At 42.8% G+C, this 19,215-nt stretch carries 18 protein-coding genes; 4 read left to right on the top strand and 14 right to left on the bottom strand.

Annotation, left to right across the window (positions count from 1 at the left end):
• Positions 1 to 13 precede the first annotated feature (13 nt).
• The 8 genes from BMX56_RS04330 to BMX56_RS04295 all read right to left on the bottom strand — a co-directional run bounded on the left by BMX56_RS04330 (position 14) and on the right by BMX56_RS04295 (position 9,959).
• The gene (locus tag BMX56_RS04330; RefSeq protein WP_090641189.1) at positions 14 to 1,198 is read right to left on the bottom strand and encodes a M20 metallopeptidase family protein; all 1,185 of its coding nucleotides are present in this window, start codon (positions 1,196 to 1,198) and stop codon (positions 14 to 16) included.
• A complete protein-coding gene (locus BMX56_RS04325) occupies positions 1,191 to 1,655 on the bottom strand; it encodes an SPOR domain-containing protein (protein WP_090641188.1) in 465 nt (154 codons plus the stop codon). Before BMX56_RS04325 ends, BMX56_RS04330 begins: the two co-directional genes overlap by 8 nt.
• Before the next feature lie 212 nt (positions 1,656 to 1,867).
• Positions 1,868 to 5,179 (bottom strand): preprotein translocase subunit SecA, encoded by a 3,312-nt coding sequence (gene secA, locus BMX56_RS04320; protein ID WP_090641186.1) that lies wholly within the window; start codon positions 5,177 to 5,179, stop codon positions 1,868 to 1,870.
• Positions 5,180 to 5,481: 302 nt separating this feature from the next.
• A complete protein-coding gene (locus BMX56_RS04315; RefSeq protein ID WP_090641183.1) occupies positions 5,482 to 6,411 on the bottom strand; it encodes a bifunctional riboflavin kinase/FAD synthetase in 930 nt (309 codons plus the stop codon).
• 134 nt (positions 6,412 to 6,545) lie between these two features.
• The gene (truB, locus tag BMX56_RS04310) at positions 6,546 to 7,247 is read right to left on the bottom strand and encodes a tRNA pseudouridine(55) synthase TruB (RefSeq protein ID WP_255369767.1); all 702 of its coding nucleotides are present in this window, start codon (positions 7,245 to 7,247) and stop codon (positions 6,546 to 6,548) included.
• 492 nt (positions 7,248 to 7,739) lie between these two features.
• Positions 7,740 to 8,543: an undecaprenyl-diphosphate phosphatase gene (locus BMX56_RS04305; RefSeq protein WP_090641181.1), complete on the bottom strand. Its 804-nt coding sequence runs from the start codon at positions 8,541 to 8,543 to the stop codon at positions 7,740 to 7,742.
• Positions 8,544 to 8,665: 122 nt separating this feature from the next.
• The gene (locus BMX56_RS04300; RefSeq protein WP_090641179.1) at positions 8,666 to 8,953 is read right to left on the bottom strand and encodes a DUF3098 domain-containing protein; all 288 of its coding nucleotides are present in this window, start codon (positions 8,951 to 8,953) and stop codon (positions 8,666 to 8,668) included.
• A gap of 127 nt (positions 8,954 to 9,080) precedes the next feature.
• Positions 9,081 to 9,959: a cell division protein FtsX gene (locus BMX56_RS04295; RefSeq protein WP_090641177.1), complete on the bottom strand. Its 879-nt coding sequence runs from the start codon at positions 9,957 to 9,959 to the stop codon at positions 9,081 to 9,083.
• A 334-nt stretch (positions 9,960 to 10,293) separates the two neighbouring features.
• Between BMX56_RS04295 and BMX56_RS04290 the strand changes: the two genes are divergently transcribed.
• Positions 10,294 to 10,497 carry a hypothetical protein gene (locus BMX56_RS04290; RefSeq protein ID WP_090641175.1) on the top strand — a complete coding sequence of 68 codons (204 nt, stop codon included), beginning with the start codon at positions 10,294 to 10,296 and terminating at the stop codon, positions 10,495 to 10,497.
• 83 nt (positions 10,498 to 10,580) lie between these two features.
• Here BMX56_RS04290 and BMX56_RS04285 read toward each other — a convergent pair whose 3' ends face one another.
• The 5 genes from BMX56_RS04285 to BMX56_RS04265 form a co-directional block, all read right to left on the bottom strand.
• Complete coding sequence (locus BMX56_RS04285; protein WP_090641707.1) at positions 10,581 to 12,329, bottom strand: ABC transporter ATP-binding protein; 1,749 nt, start codon at positions 12,327 to 12,329, stop codon at positions 10,581 to 10,583.
• Positions 12,330 to 12,537: 208 nt separating this feature from the next.
• Positions 12,538 to 13,263 (bottom strand): LytR/AlgR family response regulator transcription factor, encoded by a 726-nt coding sequence (locus BMX56_RS04280; protein WP_090641173.1) that lies wholly within the window; start codon positions 13,261 to 13,263, stop codon positions 12,538 to 12,540.
• A gap of 39 nt (positions 13,264 to 13,302) precedes the next feature.
• The gene (locus tag BMX56_RS04275; RefSeq protein WP_143065357.1) at positions 13,303 to 13,614 is read right to left on the bottom strand and encodes a hypothetical protein; all 312 of its coding nucleotides are present in this window, start codon (positions 13,612 to 13,614) and stop codon (positions 13,303 to 13,305) included.
• A gap of 41 nt (positions 13,615 to 13,655) precedes the next feature.
• Positions 13,656 to 14,990: a 3-keto-disaccharide hydrolase gene (locus BMX56_RS30030; protein WP_177183705.1), complete on the bottom strand. Its 1,335-nt coding sequence runs from the start codon at positions 14,988 to 14,990 to the stop codon at positions 13,656 to 13,658.
• A gap of 129 nt (positions 14,991 to 15,119) precedes the next feature.
• Complete coding sequence (locus tag BMX56_RS04265; protein ID WP_090641169.1) at positions 15,120 to 16,172, bottom strand: sensor histidine kinase; 1,053 nt, start codon at positions 16,170 to 16,172, stop codon at positions 15,120 to 15,122.
• Positions 16,173 to 16,406: 234 nt separating this feature from the next.
• On the opposite strand from BMX56_RS04265, the gene BMX56_RS04260 reads away from it, so the two are divergent.
• From BMX56_RS04260 to BMX56_RS04250, 3 genes are read left to right on the top strand one after another with little or no spacing between them, the layout of a single operon-like run.
• The gene (locus BMX56_RS04260) at positions 16,407 to 16,619 is read left to right on the top strand and encodes a hypothetical protein (protein WP_090641167.1); all 213 of its coding nucleotides are present in this window, start codon (positions 16,407 to 16,409) and stop codon (positions 16,617 to 16,619) included.
• Positions 16,613 to 17,512: an ABC transporter ATP-binding protein gene (locus BMX56_RS04255; protein WP_090641165.1), complete on the top strand. Its 900-nt coding sequence runs from the start codon at positions 16,613 to 16,615 to the stop codon at positions 17,510 to 17,512. Before BMX56_RS04260 ends, BMX56_RS04255 begins: the two co-directional genes overlap by 7 nt.
• A gap of 5 nt (positions 17,513 to 17,517) precedes the next feature.
• Complete coding sequence (locus tag BMX56_RS04250; protein WP_090641163.1) at positions 17,518 to 18,315, top strand: ABC transporter permease; 798 nt, start codon at positions 17,518 to 17,520, stop codon at positions 18,313 to 18,315.
• A gap of 85 nt (positions 18,316 to 18,400) precedes the next feature.
• Here the strand turns inward: BMX56_RS04250 and BMX56_RS04245 are convergent, their stop codons facing one another.
• Positions 18,401 to 19,204 (bottom strand): alpha/beta hydrolase, encoded by an 804-nt coding sequence (locus BMX56_RS04245; protein WP_090641161.1) that lies wholly within the window; start codon positions 19,202 to 19,204, stop codon positions 18,401 to 18,403.
• Positions 19,205 to 19,215 lie beyond the last annotated feature (11 nt).

Here is a 19,215-nt window from a genome sequence, read left to right as displayed (position 1 = left end):
AGGTACATTTTAGTTAATTCCCTAACTGCTTAATAGCCAGATAAGCCATCAGTCCGGTGCTTATTTTAAATGCATCTTCTTCCACATCAAACGTAGGGGTATGTACTGATGAGGTGATACCGCGGGCTTCGTTGCGGGTACCTAAACGGTAAAAACAGCTATCGGCAGCCTGCGAGTAGTAGGCAAAATCTTCAGCTGCCATCCAGATATCCAGGTCCAATACGTTTTCTTTGCCCAGGTAATCTTCGGCGTGGCCGCGGGTGGCGTGGGTTAGCACTTCTTCGTTAATCAGGAAAGGGTAACCACGCATGATATTAAAATCGCAGCTGCCGCCCATGCTTTCGGCAATGCCTTCGGCCATCTTTTTCATGCGCTTGTGGGCTTCGGCGCGCCAGTTCTCGTCCATAGTACGGAAGGTACCTTCCAGGTAAACTTCGTTGGGAATCACGTTGGTGGCGCCATTGGCTATTACTTTACCAAATGACAATACCGATGGACTCTTAGGATCTGCAAAGCGGCTTACAACCGTTTGTAAGGCTGTTAATATATGTGCGGTGATAATTACGGGGTCGATATTTTGTTGCGGCTGGGCGCCGTGGCCGCCTTTACCTTTTACTGTAACGTACAGCTCATCGGTTGAGGCCATGTATTTACCAGCACGGAAACCTACTTTACCTGCCTCAATCAATGGCATTACATGCTGGCCCAAAACGGCCTGTGGTTTTGGATTTTCAAGCACGCCCTCTTTAATCATCAGGCTTGCACCGCCGGGCAGCTTTTCTTCTGCCGGTTGAAAAATCAGTTTTACCGTACCACCAAACTGGCTTTTCAGCTCTGTTAAAATACGGGCTGTGCCCAATAACGACGAGGTATGCGCATCATGGCCGCAGGCATGCATTACCCCCACATTTTGCGATTTATAAGGAACATCATTAGCCTCGGTAATAGGCAAAGCATCCATATCAGCCCGCAAGGCTACCACATTATCTGACGGCAAATCTCCTTTGATAAGGGCTACCAGGCCGGTATCGGCCATTTTTTCGTAGGTTAAGCCCAGTTCTTCCAGTTTACCGGCCACAAAAGCAGATGTTTTTTGCTCGTGGAACGATAGTTCGGGATTGGTGTGCAGGTGGCGGCGATTGGCTACCACATCATCAAATATTTTTTGGGATAGCTCCTGTATTTTTTCTTTAATCATTGTCAGTGTCGGCTTTGGGCAGGTTTATTTTTTCGGATATGATGAACAGGCTCGGAAACGAAGGCCGCAATTCCTGTATAAGTTTCTGAGCTTCTAACCGCGTTCTGAAATCGCCTGCACGTACTTTAAAATTAGGTTCGCTGTATAATATGTAGGTACGCAGTTCAGGATAGTCGCGTTGCAGCCGGGCCTGGGCATTATAAGCATCCTGCCTGCTCGATCCGCTGAAGAATTGCACCCGGTAGCCATAAGATGATGTTACCGCCGGCGCTACACCTGTTTCTTTGTTCAGCGTAAAACGCTTAGCAATAAGGGTATCAACCAGTGGATCTTTAACTACCTCAACCCTCCCACGGGTTTGGGCAAGGGTTTGGGTGGATGCGAGTATTAGTATAAAAAAAAAGCAATACCTGATCAAGCTGTGTTTGGCCTTATGATCAAGTATCGCTTTTTTCATGGTTATTAATCTAAAAAAAACTATCATTCTGAACGTAATGAAGAATCTATTCTACGTCATGCATAGTACACTTGCAAAGTTCGCGAATAGATGCTTCGTACCTCAGCATGACAGCCTTTATATTCGAATGTCATTTTCCCTTCAAAATTAGTGGATTTCACCACCCCCGATGACGGGCTTTCTTTCCTCCTCCCTCAGGGAGGCCGAGCTTCTTAATTCTGCCCTACGCCGTGGCAGTTTTTATATTTTTTACCGCTTCCGCAAGGGCAAGGGTCGTTACGGCCAATTTTTTGCTCAACCCTTACAGGGGTAGCTTTTTGAATTTCCTGCGGAAAATCGTCCATCGGCACACCGTTGCTTTCGCTTACCATTTCGGCTTTGGTGGTTTTTAGCTTACGCAGATCCAGTTTTGGCTCTGGTTTGGCTTCCCTCACCTCTTCGGCCTGCTGCTGAACAGGGATGCCGCCACGGAACAGGAAGCTCACAATTTCTTTATTCACATTGGCCAGCATGCCGCGGAATAAATTAAAAGCCTCAAATTTGTAAACCAACAGCGGGTCCTTTTGCTCATAAACCGCGTTTTGAACAGATTGTTTCAATTCGTCCATTTCGCGCAAATGCTCTTTCCAGGCATCATCTATCAGGTACAGGGTAACGTTTTTCTCGAATGATTTAAACACCTCGTGGCCATGGTTCTCCACCGCTTTTTTCAACGGAACAGAAACCTGTATGCCATGGATGCCATCGCTAAACGGAACCACAATATTTTCTACATACTGGCCTCGGGTATCGTAAACATCTTTTAATACGGGGTAAGCCTGGGCAGATACAGCATCACCTTTACGTTTGTAAAAGTCCATCACCGTTTGGAATACGTGATCAACCAGGGCATTAATTGAATTTACAGCGAATTTATCGGCATCAACTTCCACATCAACCGAGAACAGGCGGATCATTTCTAAATTAAATCCTTCGTAATTGTTAGCCTCTTTATATTCCGTAGTGATATCCTCAACCACGTCAAAAATGGTATTGCTCAAATCAACATCCAAACGTTCGCCAAACAGCGCGTTACGGCGTTTGGTGTAAACAACGGTACGTTGCGAGTTCATCACATCATCATACTCCAGCAAACGCTTACGGATACCAAAGTTGTTTTCTTCTACCTTTTTCTGTGCACGCTCAATTGATTTGGAGATCATGGAGTGCTGGATAACTTCGCCCTCTTCGATACCCATACGCACCATCAGGTTCGAGATCCTTTCCGATCCGAATAAACGCATCAGGTTATCTTCCAGCGATACAAAGAACTGTGAAGAGCCCGGATCGCCCTGGCGACCGGAACGACCGCGCAACTGCCTGTCAACCCGGCGTGATTCATGGCGCTCGGTACCTACAATGGCTAAACCACCTGCTTCCTTAACACCAGCACCCAGTTTAATATCTGTACCACGGCCAGCCATGTTGGTAGCAATGGTAACTGTGCCTGCCTGCCCGGCTTCGGCCACAATATCGGCCTCTTTCTGGTGCATTTTGGCATTCAGTACGTTATGTTTAATACCGCGCAGCTTAAGCATACGGCTTAATAACTCCGAGATCTCTACCGATGTTGTACCAACCAGTACCGGCCTGCCGGCCTGCGTTAGTTTTACAATTTCATCGGCTACGGCATTATATTTTTCGCGGATGGTACGGTATACCAAATCCTGCCTGTCTTCGCGGCTTGCAGGGGTGTTTGTTGGTATTTCTACCACATCCAGCTTGTATATTTCCCAAAACTCACCTGCTTCGGTAACGGCAGTACCCGTCATACCGCAAAGCTTGTGGTACATCCTGAAATAGTTTTGCAGGGTTACGGTAGCAAAAGTTTGGGTAGCATCCTCAACCTTAACATTTTCTTTAGCTTCAATTGCCTGGTGTAAACCATCAGAGTAACGGCGACCATCCAATACACGGCCTGTTTGCTCATCTACAATTTTCACTTTGCCTTCGTCCAAAATGTATTCGGTATCCTTTTCAAATAAGGTATACGCTTTCAGCAATTGGTTAACAGAGTGAATACGCTCAGATTTGATCGAGAAATCGCGCATCAGCTCGTCCTTACGGGCAATCTTTTCTTCGGTACTCAGATTTGATTTTTCAATCTCGGCAATTTCGGTGCCTACATCAGGCATTACAAAAAAGTGAGGATCTTCGCCCGATGAGGTAATCAGTTCGATACCTTTTTCGGCCAGCTCAACCTGGTTGTTTTTTTCGTCGATAACAAAATAAAGCTCCGAATCTACCTTAGGCATATTCTTGCTTTGATCCTGCATGTAATAATTTTCAACCTTTTGCAGGGTGCTCCTGTTAGCGCCTTCGCTCAGGAATTTAATTAACGCTTTGCTTTTGGGCAAACCCCTGAAAGCACGCAATAAAGCCAATCCACCTTTTTCCGGATCGGTGTCACCATCGTTAATGGCTTTTTTAGCCTCGTTCAATACCGTATTCACATACGCTTTTTGGGCGTTAACCAAACGCTCGATGCGTGGTTTCAACTCGTAAAACTCGTGCTCGTCGCCACGTGGGATAGGTCCAGATATAATTAAAGGTGTACGGGCGTCATCAATTAAAACCGAATCCACCTCATCCACCATGGCGTAATGCAATTTGCGTTGAACCAGCTCTTCAGGACTACGTGTCATATTGTCACGCAGGTAGTCGAAACCAAACTCGTTATTTGTGCCAAAAGTTATATCGGCCAGGTAAGCAGCTCGGCGTTCTTCGCTGTTGGGCTCGTGTTTATCAATACAATCAACCGATAAACCATGAAATTCATACAAGGGGCCCATCCACTCGCTATCGCGGCGTGCCAGGTAGTCGTTAACCGTTACAATGTGTACCCCCTGGCCGGCAAGCGCGTTAAGGTATGCAGGCAGTGTAGCAACCAGTGTTTTACCTTCACCCGTAGCCATTTCAGATATTTTACCCTGGTGCAATACTATACCGCCTATAAGCTGTACATCGTAATGAACCATGTTCCAGGTAACCTCGTTACCGGCAGCAAGCCAGGTGTTTGCGTGAAAAGCTTTGTCGCCTTTAATCGTTACATTGCTTTTGCGGGCAGCCAGCTGGCGGTCAAAATAGGTTGCGGTAACTTCTATAAATTTATTTGCAGCAAGGCGGCTGGCGGTTTCTTTAACCACGGCAAACGCCTCGGGCAATATATTGATCAATATATCCTCAAGCTCTTTATTACGGTCTTTCTCCAGCTTATCCAGCTGAGTGTATAACTCAACCTTTTCGGATACATCCATGTCCAGCTCGTTTTCGGTACGATCTTTTATGGCTTGTATCTCGCTGTCGATGCCCGATAGGCCTTCGGCAATTGTTTGTTTAAAACCTATTGTTTTAGCTCTAAGCTCATCATTGCTGATGTTACCGAGTTTTGCATATTCAGCCTTAATTTTTTCGACTATAGGCTTAATACTTTTTACATCCCGCTCTGATTTGCTTCCAAAAAGCTTACTTATAAAATCTAACATATTATTTTTATATGATGCAACAAACTCAATAATTACGCCACAGCGACAATTAAAGTCATATTGACAGGCAAAGGTACAGTTTTAGTTTTTAGTTTTAAGGGATTTATGAGGGATTTGATGCGTGGGGTGAGGTTTGATGCGCGGGTATTTTGCCAGATTTGTTTGTCCGAATCAGAATTTACAGAATTATAAAAGACTTACTGCTGTGCCCTCAGTCTAAAGACATTCTGAGAATTCTAAAATTCTGTAAACCGCGTAGCGCTCTTGAGCACCCACAAATAATCAAACGCGAGAATTCTGATTCAGACAGCCAGCAACCTCAGTACATCCACCTTATCCTGCGCCAGTTGCGCCTTCAGCTCATCAAGGCCGGCAAACTTTACATCGCCGCGCACGTAGTGGTGAAATTCCATTTTGATGGTTTGGTTGTAAATCTCCCGGTCAAAGTCAAAAATGTTTACTTCGATGTTGCGGGTGAGGCCGTTTACGGTTGGGCGGCTGCCGATGTAGGCCATACCCTTGTAGCTTTCGCCGGCAATTATTACCGTTACCGCAAAAATGCCATCAGCCGGTATAAGCTTGTATTTTTCCTCTACCACGATATTGGCTGTAGGGTAGCCTATCTGCCTTCCAATCTGGTCGCCCCGCACTACCTTGCCGGTTATAAAAAAAGGGTAGCCAAGAAAGGCATTTGCTAAATCGATCTTATCGTTTAACAACGCCGCGCGGATGCGGGTTGAACTTATGGCAACTTCATCAATATCCTGCTCCGGAATTTCCACTACATCAAAACCATAAACTGGGCCAAGTTTCAACAGGTCTTCCAGGCCGCCCTGGCGGTCTTTACCAAAACGGTGGTCGTACCCTATCACAATTTTTTTGGTGCCAATTTTATTAACCAGCACATCGCGTATATAGTCTTCGGCGGTTTGATTGCTAAAATCGCGCGAAAATGGGGTGATGATCAAATGATCGACGCCAAGCTGCTCCATCAATTGAGCCTTTTCGGTAATGGTGGTTATCAGCTTAATACTTTCATCCTCGGGATGCAGTATCATCCGCGGATGCGGAAAAAAGGTAAGGATAACGGTTTCACCGCCGGTTTGCTGCGCCAGCTCTTTAATACCCGCAATAATTTTACGGTGGCCAATATGCACACCATCAAATGTGCCAATGGTGACAACCGCGTTGTTTATCGCCGTAAATTCGTCAATATTGTTGTATATCCTCATTTGATGAGTAAAAACGCAAATTTAGTTTTTTAGTTTAAGTTCGGATGTTAAGTCCGTAGTCTCAAGTAGTCAGTCTTAAGTCAAAAGTCGCGCGAAATCACTTCCATTCCAATGACAAACTTAATACTAACGACTTAGGGCTTAAGACTTTTAATAGTATTAAACAACTCCATCACCTCCCAGGCATCCTCTACCTTATAGCTGCCACTGCGGGTACGCCTCAATTCAGACAGGTATGCCCCATTATTTAAAGCAGCACCAAAATCGTGCACCAAACTACGAATATAAGTGCCCTTACTGCATACCACCCTGAAATCAACTTCGGGCAATTCAACGCGTGTAAGTTCAAATTCGCTTATGGTAACGCTACGCAGGCGTCGTTCCACTTCTTCGCCGCGGCGGGCTTTTTCGTACAAACGCTCGCCGTCTATTTTAATTGCAGAGTGCGCAGGCGGGTATTGCTGTATGTCGCCGGTAAACTGTGCGCAGTTACTACGCAGCTGTTGTTCGGTAAGTTGGCCGGTATCAAACTTATTGTCGGGTTCGGTTTCCATATCATACGATGGCGTGGTTGCGCCAAGTACCATGGTACCGGTGTACTCTTTTTCTTCGGCCTGGAAGGTATCAATCTGCTTGGTCATTTTACCGGTGCAGATGATGAGCAATCCGGTAGCCAGCGGATCGAGCGTGCCAGCATGGCCAACCTTCAATTTTAAAGGCTTAAAAGAATTGCGGATTTTGCCCACCACATCAAAGCTTGTCCATTGATACGGTTTGTTCACCAGCAACAGCTGGCCATCGGCAAATTCCTGGATGTTTTGGTAAGTACTTTTCAAGTAATGTTGTTAAAGCGGCAAAGGTATGGAAAAGCCACCTCTAAATTGCATAGCAATCATGAGTACAATAAAAATCAAATCCCGAATACCCCTCCCCCGGGTTGCCAGGGCAAACGCATCTAAATAGTTGACGGCGATTAGCTGTTGTTTAATAATAGCTGATGTGATAAGCTTATAGCGCCGGGAAGAATAAGTATCAAACAACACCTTATTTTTGTTGGCTGATCGTGGTTAATGATCGAGGTGCCAAACGGACCTGCTTTGGCCAGCAACAGGTACAAATATTTGGATGCGCCTAAATTGCCCGATCAGTTTAGTGTTAACCATGTTAAAATTCAAAACATTGATTATCAAATATTTACAAAAAATATATCTGAAATATGTTAAGTTATGTTAACCCAATTAGATGCGTTTGCATGCCCCGGTTGGGGAGAATTCAAATAATCTTCAATTTGCTTTTGAAGCCCTCCCTTCCGGGGAGGGTTTGGGGGGCTACAATACCTGTAGTTGGTGACCGCTTAATATCAAAACGATAATAAAAGCGCCAACTATAATACGGTACCAGCCAAAAAGCCTGAAGCCCTTACGCTCAAGAAAAGTAATGAATGATTTGATGGCCAGCATAGCCACAACAAATGCTATAACATTGCCAACAACTAAAAATTTAATCTGCTCGCCGGTAAATAGCGGTCCCGTAGCATGGGCTTTATGAAAATCCCAGATTTCTTTCAGCGTAGCACCAAACATGGTAGGCACGGCCAAAAAGAACGAAAACTCGGCAGCCGCGGTGCGGGTAAGTTTTTGGCTCATACCACCCACAATGGTTGCAGCCGAACGGGAAACACCAGGGACAACAGCCAAACATTGAAAAACACCAACTTTAAGCGCGGTTGCATAGCTTATTTGGCCTTCTTCTTTAACGGCCGGCTTATTAAACCATTTATCAACAAATAACAATACTACACCGCCTATTAGTAATGAACAAGCCACTACAAGCGGGCTCTCTAATAAAATATCAATTTTCTTTTTGAATAATACGCCTACTATAACAGCCGGTATAACGCCTACTACCAGTTTAAAATAAAAATCAAACGACTTGAAAAAACGCTTAAAGTATAAAATTACAACTGATAGAATGGCACCTAACTGTATGGCAACTTCAAACAGCTTTACAAAATCGTCTGTACCGATTCCCATAAACGCCGAGGCAATAACCATATGCCCGGTAGATGATACCGGCAAAAACTCGGTAATGCCTTCTATAATTGCAAGCACGATAACGTGGATCAGATTCATTGTGATTTTTTGGGGTTGGGGTAGATATTATGATGTATTGGAAAGATAATGAATCCGGTTGATTTGGCAAACAAAGCTGAAACGGTTAACCCAATCAGCCATTCACCTAATCAACCAATTAGCTACTTGCTAACTTCAGGCTTCTTTAAAATAGCGTAAAAACCTAAAGCAAAGCCAGCCAGTACTACAATAGGGGCTATAACAATTTTGGTATTGCTATAAATATCGGTAGTACCAGACATCAGCACAAAACCAAAGGCTACTATTAATACGCTGATGATTAAAAACTTGTAGTTGCTTTTATCAAAGATAAACTCTACAGGCTCATTACTGATAGTTTTTGCCGCTTTTGGCGCCGAAGCAGTTGCCGATGTTTTTAAAGGCGTTGTTGGTTTAAATTTTTGTGCCATGTTTTTTAATTATTGAATTATCGAATTACTGAATTATTGATTCAATTACTGCTTCGATATTTTTTAAATATTGTTTTTTTATTGGCTACGCGATAAAACCTTTTGGTCTTATCCTTTTGCCTTTAACCTATCGATATAGGTCGTATATTTTTAAACGTAAAAACTTGTTAACAGCCAGGAATGTGCTAAAGGCTGATATAAATATGCCTAACCCTACCACGCCTAAAAATACCATTCCAAATTCCGAATAGCTTTGCAGGAAAACCAGGTCGGGCACTTGTTGATAAGCCAGGTATAGTGCACCAATTAACAGGATTATAGCAATTAAGCCCCCTAAAAGCCCGTGCCAGATGCCATATAGTAAAAATGGCTTACGGATAAAGCCCTTAGTTGCACCAACAAGCTGCATAGATTTAATTAAAAACCGTTGCGAATAAATGGCAAGCCGGATAGTATTATTAATTAAAGCTACTGATAACACTACGAAAATGCCCGCGAAGGCTAAAATGATGAGACTGATAGATTTCACATTCTCGTTCATTTTATCAACCAGCGATTGCTGGTATTTAACTTCCTTAACCAATGGGTTTTTCAGCAGGTCGGCTTTAAACTTTTCGATATCCTTGTTATTGGCAAAATCGGCCTTCATATAAATATCCAGCGATTGTGATAAGGGGTTATATCCAAGGAATTTCACAAAATCTTCGCCTAAGTCTTTTTGCAGGTTACGGGCAGCCAGTTCTTTACTTACATATTGGGTTTGCTTCACCATAGGGTTGGCATCCAGTTGTTTTTGCAACTGCAGTACGTCAGTTTCGTGTGCTGCGTCGTCAACAAAAATATTCAATACAATATTTTCCTTAACGTATCGCGAAATGTTATTGGCATCTATTAGCAGTAATCCTAACAAACCCACCATTAACAACACCATGGCAATACCAAATACGGTTGAAATGTATATGGTTTTTACCTTTTTTGACGATGAGCTTGCTTCAAATTCTTCCATATTTGTTTAGATATGAGAAGTGAGATTTGAGATTTGAGATAAAAACAATCGCATTCGGCAGCTTGTCTCACATCTCATATCTCATATCTCACATCTATAATGTGCGAAATTAAGAAACACGGGTTAAAGGTAAAAGTTTATTGTTTATAAAAATGGTTTAATAACGTAATAGTGTGCGGGTTTTAACATTTATTAACGTCTGAATCAGAATTTACAGGATTTTAGAATGGACAGAATGCTTGTCAGTAGCGCATTGATTCTGAATATTCTAAAATCCTGTAAATTCTGATTCAGACAACATAAACAATTCCCGTCCCCACCCTGTTATACCTTCATGACAAAGCCAGCAAACGATAAACACAAACAATCGCCTTCGGATACACCAACCCATAGGCCTAACGATAATGGCGGCAAAAGCAAGGTAAAACCCCAAGACAAGCAGTATCATGCCGACGAACCACATGGCGGCAACATTGCCAAAAAACACGAACGGGAAGAACAACCGGTGCATTCGGTAAAGACGGTACCTAAAAATTAACGGGGTTTTACGTGGTACGTTTTAAGTTATACATTTAGTTAGAACAGTTAAAAACCTATAACGTAGCACGTAAAACATACAACCTATCTTGCTATCCCAGCCGAGTTAAATTGTAAATCGTAAAGTTTACGGTAGTGCCCGTGCTCAATTTTAAGGAGTTCCTGGTGGGTGCCCATTTCCATGATCTCGCCGTGGTCAAGTACGATAATCCTGTCGGCATTTTGAATGGTGGAAAGGCGGTGGGCAATAACTATCGCCGTACGGCCCTGCATCAGTTTATTGATCGCATTTTGGATCAGTATCTCGGTTTCGGTATCTACCGACGAGGTAGCCTCATCTAAAACCAAAATGGCCGGATTGTATACCAGCGCGCGGATAAAAGATATCAATTGCGATTGTCCCGCCGAAAGGGTCGATCCGCGTTCCATTACATTATAATCATAGCCGCCGGGCAGGCGTTCAATAAACTCGTGGGCACCAACATCTTTTGCTGCCGCGACGATCTGCTCGCGGGTGATTAATTGATTATTAAGGCTGATATTGTTGGCAATGGTATCAGTAAACAGGAACACATCCTGTATAACCGTTGCTATTTGCGACCGGAGGAACTCAACCTCATAGTTGCGAATGTCATGACCATCAACTTTGGCGCTGCCTTTTCCTATCTCGTAAAAACGGTTAAGGATATTGATGGTAGATGATTTGCCCGCTCCGGTAGCACCTACCAGGGCCAGTGTTTCGCCGGGTTTTACGTGGAAGCTGATGTTTTTTAGCACCCAATTTTCGTCGTTATAGGCAAACCACACTTTGTCAAATTCTATTTCGCCCTGCAGTCTGCCGGTTTTCAGGGTGCCATTGTCAATAGCAACCTCGTCGGTATCCAGTACTTTAAAAATCCTGTCGGCGCCAACCATACCCATTTGCAGGGTGTTAAATTTATCGGCCAACTGGCGGATGGGCCTAAAAAGCATATTCAGCAGCACAATAAAGCCGGTTATCAATCCTGGGGTAATCCCTTTTTTTGAAGCTGATAAGCTGGCCAGCTGCCCATCGGTAAGCATCCGTTTACAACCGTACCAAACCAGGAGGCCTATGCAAATGGCAAACAAAATCTCGACCACAGGGAAAAATATAGAATAATACCAGTTACTGCGGATGTTGGCATCACGGTACTTTACGTTAACCGCTTTAAACTTACGCATCTCCTGGTCTTCCCGTGCAAAAAGCTGGATAACGCTTATACCCGAGATATGCTCGGCCAAAAAAGTATTCAACTGGGCCACCTGGGTACGCACTTCCTGGAACGATGATTTGATGGCCTCCTTAAAAACGTACGTCGATGCAAACAGGAAAGGCATAGGGATAAGAGTAATTAATGCCAGCTTCCAGTCCTGCCAAAGCATCAGGCCGATAACAGCAAACACCAGCAGCATATCGCCCATGATGCTGATGAGTCCTTCAGAAAATATATCGGCAATGGTTTCCAGGTCGGATACCGTCCGCGTGATAAGCATGCCAATTGGTGTCCTGTCAAAATACTTTAGCCTTAAACTGGTGATATGGTTAAAAATGTCAATCCTCAAATCGCGAATAACGGATTGACCCAATGTATTGGTTAAATAAGTTTGATAATACTGGGCCACAGTTTGAATAATCAGTTGCGCCACCATCAGGCCAACCATAAAAACCAGCCCATCGTAATCGTCATTCAGTATATTTACATCCAGGGTACGTTGAATCAGGATAGGTTGCAGTAATGCGCCAACCGCCAAAAACACCGTTAAAAAAACGGCAATCACAAATGTGGTATTGTAGGGCTTTACATAGCGCATAACCCGTTTTAACAATTTCCAATCAAGCGCTTTACCGGTAACGGAGGAGCCCCCCCCGCCCCCTGAAGGGGATGCTTTTTGATTAGCTGCATCACCTGCTTTTTTTTCGGTATCTTGTTTATTTGTACTCACCTATTTCAAAATTAATGTAATTACAAATTATAGAATTTTCTTGCAAGCCACAATTGTCTTAATTGGATTGGGAATACTAAACGTTTTTATCATCAATGATCTTGAAAAACTCATCGCGGTAGGTGTCGCCAACGGGGATAATTTTTTCGCCTATCTGGATGCGGCTTCGCTCGATGCTGTCAATTTTGTTAAGTGCTACGATGTATGATTTATGCACCCGTACAAAATGTCTTTCGGGCAGGGCATCTTCCATTTTTTTCATGCCTTGCAGGGTAATAATCCGCTCTGCAGAGGTAAATATGGAGATGTAATCCTTCAATCCCTCAATAAACAAAATATCGTGCAGGTAAACCTTCTGAATTTTATGTTCGGTTTTTACGAAGATAAAATCCGTCGAAAAATCGTCCTGCTGAGCAGGTTCGGCCTGTATTACAGTTTTGGTTACGGGCTGTATAATGCTTTGGGCTTTTTGTACCGACTTAAAAAACCTATCGAAAGCGATGGGTTTCAATAAATAGTCAACCACATCCAACTCATAGCCCTCTAAAGCGTATTGCGGGTAAGCGGTGGTAAGTATCACTTTGGCTTTACCGTTGGCTATCTTCAGGAATTGAATACCGGTTAACTCAGGCATTTGCACATCTAAAAATACCAGGTCCACATTGCCCGCCTGTACCAGGGTAAGGGCTTCAATAGGATTGGTTGTGGCTTTCACCAATTGCAAAAAAGGCATTTTAGATATATAATCTTCCAAAATGTGCAGCGCTAAAGGCTCATCATCAACTACCAGGCATCTGATCATGTTGTAAAAATAAGAGTTAAATGGTTTATTAAATAAATTTTATACTAATGATTGTCCACAACGCATTGTTCCAATTTTGTTAAACTCAATTACTTGTTTAAACGCTTTGTCCCATATTGTAAAATTGTGGACACATAGCAGGCTTAAAATATCTTCTTCAACAGTATACTTTGTTGCTGGCCTCGATCCAATGCGCGTAGTGACGATATAAAGTGTTTCTTCACTGAAGTGAACGTTAATAGCGTCAGTAACAAGCTTCCTATTCATATTGTCGATATCTCCCCAATAAAGCCATTCACTACCTGCTGTATATTTAGTCCAGATAATTTTGTTTTTTTTGGAATCAGCCACGGTGTATATTAAGTGAGGATCAGTGATGCTTTTCACATTCATCATAGCGGCGTTAACTCTACCGATTTATAAAATATCTCGGCCCCTTCTGATTGTAATAGTATCCTGCCTTCGGTTACCGAACCTGTACCCCAGTTTACCAGGTGCCCGTTTACATAATGTTCAATTTGGTTACCGTTGCAAATAATCTCCAGCGTATTCCATTCGCCTCTTGGCTTTTCAAAATTTTCTGTGCGGAAAATGTGCTTTTGATCCCAGGCTACTTCCCATTTGTTTGGCGAATCTACATTGGTATGCTTAACGCACCAAAAGTCGCCGCAATCTTGTTCCTGTATCTGAAATTCTATTGATTTTGGCCAAACGGTATCTTTTTCCATCAATCCAAAATGATAAAGGATACCGGCATCCCGCTTACCGGTTTGGCGTGGAAAGTATTGTTTGGTGCCCCATTTAAATACCACTTTAAGGTAATAATTGGAGTAGGATTTTAGGGTACTCATATAGCCAAAATATTTACCCATTACATGCACCGCACCATTTTCTACAATGAAATTGTTATGGATATCGTTGTTTTTGCCCAATGTATCTAAAAATGTATACCAACCTGTTTTATCCCGGCCGTTAAAAAGTTTTTGAACGTTGATCTCCCTGATCCAGATGTTGCGGAACGATACGGGGAATTCATGCTCCTGCAGCAATAACGGCTGTGCAAAATTGTGCTTGGTGTATTTAGGCTGGCCAACATGGGCTACTGTGCCTTTTATAGCCACATGATTTTGTACCAGCACGCCGTTGTGTAAAACCGTAATGTAAGCCGGTGTTTTAAGCGAACTATCTAAATTAAAACGCGGCGCGGTATAAATGATATCATACCTTTGCCATTCACCGTGTTTAAGCGAAGCATTTACCAAAGGCACGTGTTGTTTGTAAACAGAGCCAGCCTGCCCGTTGGAGTAGGTGCGATTTTTATAACTATCCAGTATTTGTAGCTCGTAACGGCTTTGCATTATTACGCCGCTGTTGCCGCGCTCCTGGCCTTCGCCTTTTACAATGGCCGGTGTGCGCCATTCAATATGCAGCTGGCAATCAGCAAAGTTTTTTTTGGTGATGATGGAGCCACTGCCGGGTTTCACGGTAAGGATACCGTTTTTAATTGTCCAGCCGGGGGGCATTCCTTTTTGATCTGTCCATTCGTCCAGGTTTTTTCCATCAAACAAAACAATGGCATCTGACGGCGCTTTATCGCCAACGCCCGGATGCACTATGGCTGGTTCCGGATCCCAAATTTCGGTAAGTTTTGGATCATTTTGTGCCGAGGCGCTGTACCTGCATACGGCTAACAACAGCATTAATAAAATGGTTTTTAACTGGTTCATGGTTTGGGTAATGTTTATGTTTATCCAATTTTCCTGTCATCCTGAGGTACGAAGAATCTATCAGCTTTGCATGACCGATAGAAAAGTTGTCGAGCAGATGCTTCGTACCTCAGCATGACAGAGGAACTTTCACAAGATTATTGATAATTCACAAGTATAGGTATCTTCTGTATCCCTGATATTTAAAGTATACTTACCGGGATATAAAAGATTAAGACGCCTTTGCACATTGGTTAGTCCTATCCCGCCAATGGCGTCGCGGTTATGGGTATGTTTTTTATTTTGAATGTAAAAGTGCAGTTGGCATTCGTCAACATTAATGAGCAGTTTAATTGGCGTCATCACATCATTGGCCACGCCATGCTTAAAAGCGTTTTCGATAAAGGCTATTAATAATAAGGGTACAATTTGCTGGTTGGTTACATCGCCCATTACCTTAAAATCAATAAAAGCCTTGTTGCCAAAGCGGATTTTTTGCAAATCGATGTAGTTGTGCAGGTATTGCAACTCCTTGCTTAAATCAACCCGGTTGTCATTGCACTCGTAAAGCATGTAGCGCATAATTTCGGATAGCTTCAGGATAGCTTCGGGCGTTGTTTCGGATTTTTGATAGGCCAGCGAGTAAATACTGTTTAAGGAATTGAATAAAAAATGCGGATTTATCTGCGATTTTAAAAAAGCAAGCTCGGCGCTTAATCGCTGGTTTTCAAGATCATGCTGAATGCGTTCGTTCAGGAACCAATCGGTAGTGAATTTAAGCACCGTACTTAAAAAAATAAAAATCAGGCTGGTAAAAACGGTGTTGAAAAAGTAAGCGGCAAAGCTTATTTGCTGCCCCTTGTTGTGTATCAGTATCACATCTTTAAACAACAGGCCTACCCCATATTTAACAACACCGAAAACTATAATGGTTATCAGAGCTACACAGGCATAAGCCCAATACCTTTTTTTATCCAGGAAGCGGGGAATGTATACCAGGAAATTAATGTAAAACAACCCGATATTGATGATCGGGAACACCAGAAATATAATAACCAATTGCCTTAGTGTTATATGGTCATTCATCCGGGCCAGGAAAATGAACAGCGAGATCATCCCAAGCCAAAAAAGTAAATGCCAGAAAATATGCCAGGCCGTTTTTAAACCGCGTGTTTGATTATCAGGTGAAATAGTGTTCTGCATGTGCCGTTTTATCCCTTAATAAAAAGGTTTAATGTGATGTAATTTAGTATTTTGATTGTTATACGGGCGTTTATTTATATATAGTAATTCAATTTGTCGATGAACTGGCTTTTATAATCGATAAACTGGTTAAAATGTTTAAAAAGGCGTTCATCTATAAACTCCGTGTGTTGGTCTAATACTTTTTAGCAGGTGGTAAAATAAGTATTTCTTTGTTCTATCAAATCACTCGCAATGAAAACGCTTATCAAAAATTCTAACCCTTTTATCATGTTGTTGATACCGGTAATGTTCGCCCTTATTTTAGGTGTAAGCTACCAGTTTGAACAAAAAAAGGAATCAGCAGTAATGGGGACATCAGCGGTACACGCTACCTCGTTGTTTTACAAGGGCATTACCCTTGTTAAAACTGTTTGCTCAGTTGCCAAAAGTAACAATGTATGGTAATTAGTACCGAAGGGTTATCCTTCAACTTCGGTAATCAGCAAGTAGTTAAATCACTTGCGCTACAGGTACCCGAAGGAAGCATATATGGTTTTCTTGGCCCAAACGGTGCCGGGAAAACCACTACTATCAAACTCCTGTTAAACCTGCTCAAAATCCAAAGCGGCAGCATCCAAATATTTGAACAGGACATTCAACATCACCGCGCTCAAATTTTATCGCAAATAGGCTCGCTTATTGAGCAGCCTGCTATATACCAACACCTTACCGGGAAAGAGAATTTATTAAACAGGGCCTTGTTATTACAGGTGCCTGTTAAACGCGTTGACGAAATGCTGGCTCTTGTGCAGCTTACCAATGCGGCCCACAAAAAAGCCGGACAATACTCCCTGGGTATGAAACAGCGCCTGGGCATTGCCCTTGCCCTGCTTGCCGATCCCAAACTTTTAATCCTTGACGAGCCCACCAACGGCCTTGATCCTAACGGGATCATCGAAGTGCGTGAGTTACTCATTAAACTGGTTGGTCAGTATAAAAAAACGGTATTTATATCAAGCCACCTACTGGCCGAGGTTGAACGCATGGCCACCCACGTAGGTATTATTAACCATGGCGAGCTGCTGTTTCAGGGCAGCATCGGCGAGTTGCAGGCCTTGAGCCAGCCGCTTGTATGCATCGAGACAGATAACACAGTTGATGCCGCTAACCTGCTTACCCGTAACGGTTATACCGTTACCGATGTTACCGATACTTACCTGTATGTTCCGTACGCGAGCAAGCAAAAAACGGCGGGAATAAATGCACTGTTGCACAATAACGGCCATGCCATATTTAGTATAGGTAAACAGCAAAAAGATTTGGAACGCCTGTTTTTAGATATCACCCAAAAAGCCTGAACCCCATGAAAGGATTTATACTATCGTTCCGGTCGGAATTTTACAAAAGCCGAAAAACGTTGGGTTTTTGGGCTGCCATTATACTACCGCTGTTTATTTCCACTTTACTTTTTGTGGGCTTTTACCTCAAGGCCGAAAAACTTACAGGCACACCACCCATAATGCTGTGGCTGCAATTTGCCGGCGCCATATTAGGCGTAATGGGTTCATTACTGCTGCCCATGTTTATTATTTTTATAGCCTACTCGGTAAATAGTATTGAGCACAAGGCCGATACCTGGAAAAGCCTGTTCAGTTTGCCTATTTCGCGTTGGGCGGTATACGGCGCCAAATATACTTATGCGGTATTCCTGGTGTTTTTAACACTTGCGCTGTTTGTGCTGTTTACAATAGGGTTTGGCAACTTATTGAGCATCGTAAAACCCGAACTTAGGTTTGATGATTACCACATGGAAAAGGAGCTGGCGCAGATATATTTTAAATTATTTTTGTCATCGCTGGGCATCTTATCCATCCAGTTTTTGCTCAGTTTACTTTGGGCCGATTTTTTAAAGCCGATGGGCATCGGCTTTGTGTGCACCATTACCGGTGTTATCCTGGCCTCAAAAAACTGGGAGTATTGTTATCTTTTCCCTTATTCGCACCCCATGCAAGCTATTACTACCATGATGCATCGAGGCGAAGGGGTGCAAAAAGGCATTCAAATAGATGTGTTTACAAAAGATGTTTTTGTAAGTATGGCAGTAGCCATAGTTGTATTTATTGCAGGATACTTTATTGTGCAGAAGAAAAGCGTTAAGTGATAAATGTGCGGATATGCAGATTTTAGATGTGCAAATTGCCTGCAGAATAAAAATTGGATAGACGTGTAGCACACGTCTATTTTGTTTACAGGACTTTTTTCAATGAATCCTTGTATTTGGTATTATCATCTATGCCGTTATGATGCTGCCCTTTCAGGATAATTAGCTTGTCGCCGGGCTTAAAGTATTTTTGGAGTCGGAAGGACGAAGAGTGGTTTATCAACTCATCTTCATCACCGTGAAAAATGACAATAGGAGCAGAAGTATGCTGAATGTACTCATAAGTTTGGAGTGGGTATTTTAAAATAGAAGAGGGCAAAAATGGGTACAGCGTTTTCGCCTCATCAACCAGGCTATAGTAAGGAGCAAGTAGGATGAGTTTTTGTGGATGATTTTGTGATGCTAGCCAGGCTGCCGGGCCTGTGCCGATAGAATAGCCTAATATGACAATTTGATTTTCGGGATATAATGTTTTGACATGTTGGTATGCCATTTTTACAGCATCAAAAAGTTGCTGCTGCGATTTAATATTGCCTGTACTTTTGCCGTATCCCGGATAATCAAGCATAAATACATCATACCCTACGTTATTGTAATTACCTGCAACTGTATGCCAGCTATCAATTGTACCGCCATTGCCATGCAGGAAAAAAACAAGCCCTTTTGGTTTTTGGGAGAGGAATAAAACGCCGTTTAATGTATTGCCATCGGCAGTTTTTATATTATACTCTTTGTAAGCGGACCGAAAATCGTACCGATATCCGGCAGGATATCGCGTTCCCTGAAAGATCAAATCATCCTGTGAAAAATAAAAGAAACAACAAATGACCAGGTAAATGCCTGTAAAAATACCTATAAGCCAAAGTGTTACTTTTAAAATGATGTTCATGAATTACTTAA

Origin of the sequence: Mucilaginibacter sp. OK283, from assembly GCF_900110415.1 — a bacterium.
Lineage (GTDB): Bacteria > Bacteroidota > Bacteroidia > Sphingobacteriales > Sphingobacteriaceae > Mucilaginibacter.
The sequence above is the reverse complement of the archived record's forward strand: the minus strand, read 5'-3'. Positions and strand labels throughout refer to the sequence as shown.

What these genes read in the sequence shown, in the direction of transcription:
- BMX56_RS04325 (WP_090641188.1), bottom strand. Translation starts at nt 1,655, where the DNA reads ATGAAAAAAGCGATACTTGATCATAAGGCCAAACACAGCTTGATCAGG.
- BMX56_RS04330 (WP_090641189.1), bottom strand. Translation starts at nt 1,198, where the DNA reads ATGATTAAAGAAAAAATACAGGAGCTATCCCAAAAAATATTTGATGAT.
- BMX56_RS04285 (WP_090641707.1), bottom strand. Translation starts at nt 12,329, where the DNA reads ATGCGCTATGTAAAGCCCTACAATACCACATTTGTGATTGCCGTTTTT.
- BMX56_RS04280 (WP_090641173.1), bottom strand. Translation starts at nt 13,263, where the DNA reads ATGATCAGATGCCTGGTAGTTGATGATGAGCCTTTAGCGCTGCACATT.
- BMX56_RS04300 (WP_090641179.1), bottom strand. Translation starts at nt 8,953, where the DNA reads ATGGCACAAAAATTTAAACCAACAACGCCTTTAAAAACATCGGCAACT.
- BMX56_RS04290 (WP_090641175.1), top strand. Translation starts at nt 10,294, where the DNA reads ATGACAAAGCCAGCAAACGATAAACACAAACAATCGCCTTCGGATACA.
- BMX56_RS04295 (WP_090641177.1), bottom strand. Translation starts at nt 9,959, where the DNA reads ATGGAAGAATTTGAAGCAAGCTCATCGTCAAAAAAGGTAAAAACCATA.
- BMX56_RS30030 (WP_177183705.1), bottom strand. Translation starts at nt 14,990, where the DNA reads ATGAACCAGTTAAAAACCATTTTATTAATGCTGTTGTTAGCCGTATGC.
- BMX56_RS04315 (WP_090641183.1), bottom strand. Translation starts at nt 6,411, where the DNA reads ATGAGGATATACAACAATATTGACGAATTTACGGCGATAAACAACGCG.
- BMX56_RS04255 (WP_090641165.1), top strand. Translation starts at nt 16,613, where the DNA reads ATGGTAATTAGTACCGAAGGGTTATCCTTCAACTTCGGTAATCAGCAA.
- BMX56_RS04250 (WP_090641163.1), top strand. Translation starts at nt 17,518, where the DNA reads ATGAAAGGATTTATACTATCGTTCCGGTCGGAATTTTACAAAAGCCGA.
- secA (WP_090641186.1), bottom strand. Translation starts at nt 5,179, where the DNA reads ATGTTAGATTTTATAAGTAAGCTTTTTGGAAGCAAATCAGAGCGGGAT.
- BMX56_RS04265 (WP_090641169.1), bottom strand. Translation starts at nt 16,172, where the DNA reads ATGCAGAACACTATTTCACCTGATAATCAAACACGCGGTTTAAAAACG.
- BMX56_RS04245 (WP_090641161.1), bottom strand. Translation starts at nt 19,204, where the DNA reads ATGAACATCATTTTAAAAGTAACACTTTGGCTTATAGGTATTTTTACA.
- BMX56_RS04260 (WP_090641167.1), top strand. Translation starts at nt 16,407, where the DNA reads ATGAAAACGCTTATCAAAAATTCTAACCCTTTTATCATGTTGTTGATA.
- BMX56_RS04305 (WP_090641181.1), bottom strand. Translation starts at nt 8,543, where the DNA reads ATGAATCTGATCCACGTTATCGTGCTTGCAATTATAGAAGGCATTACC.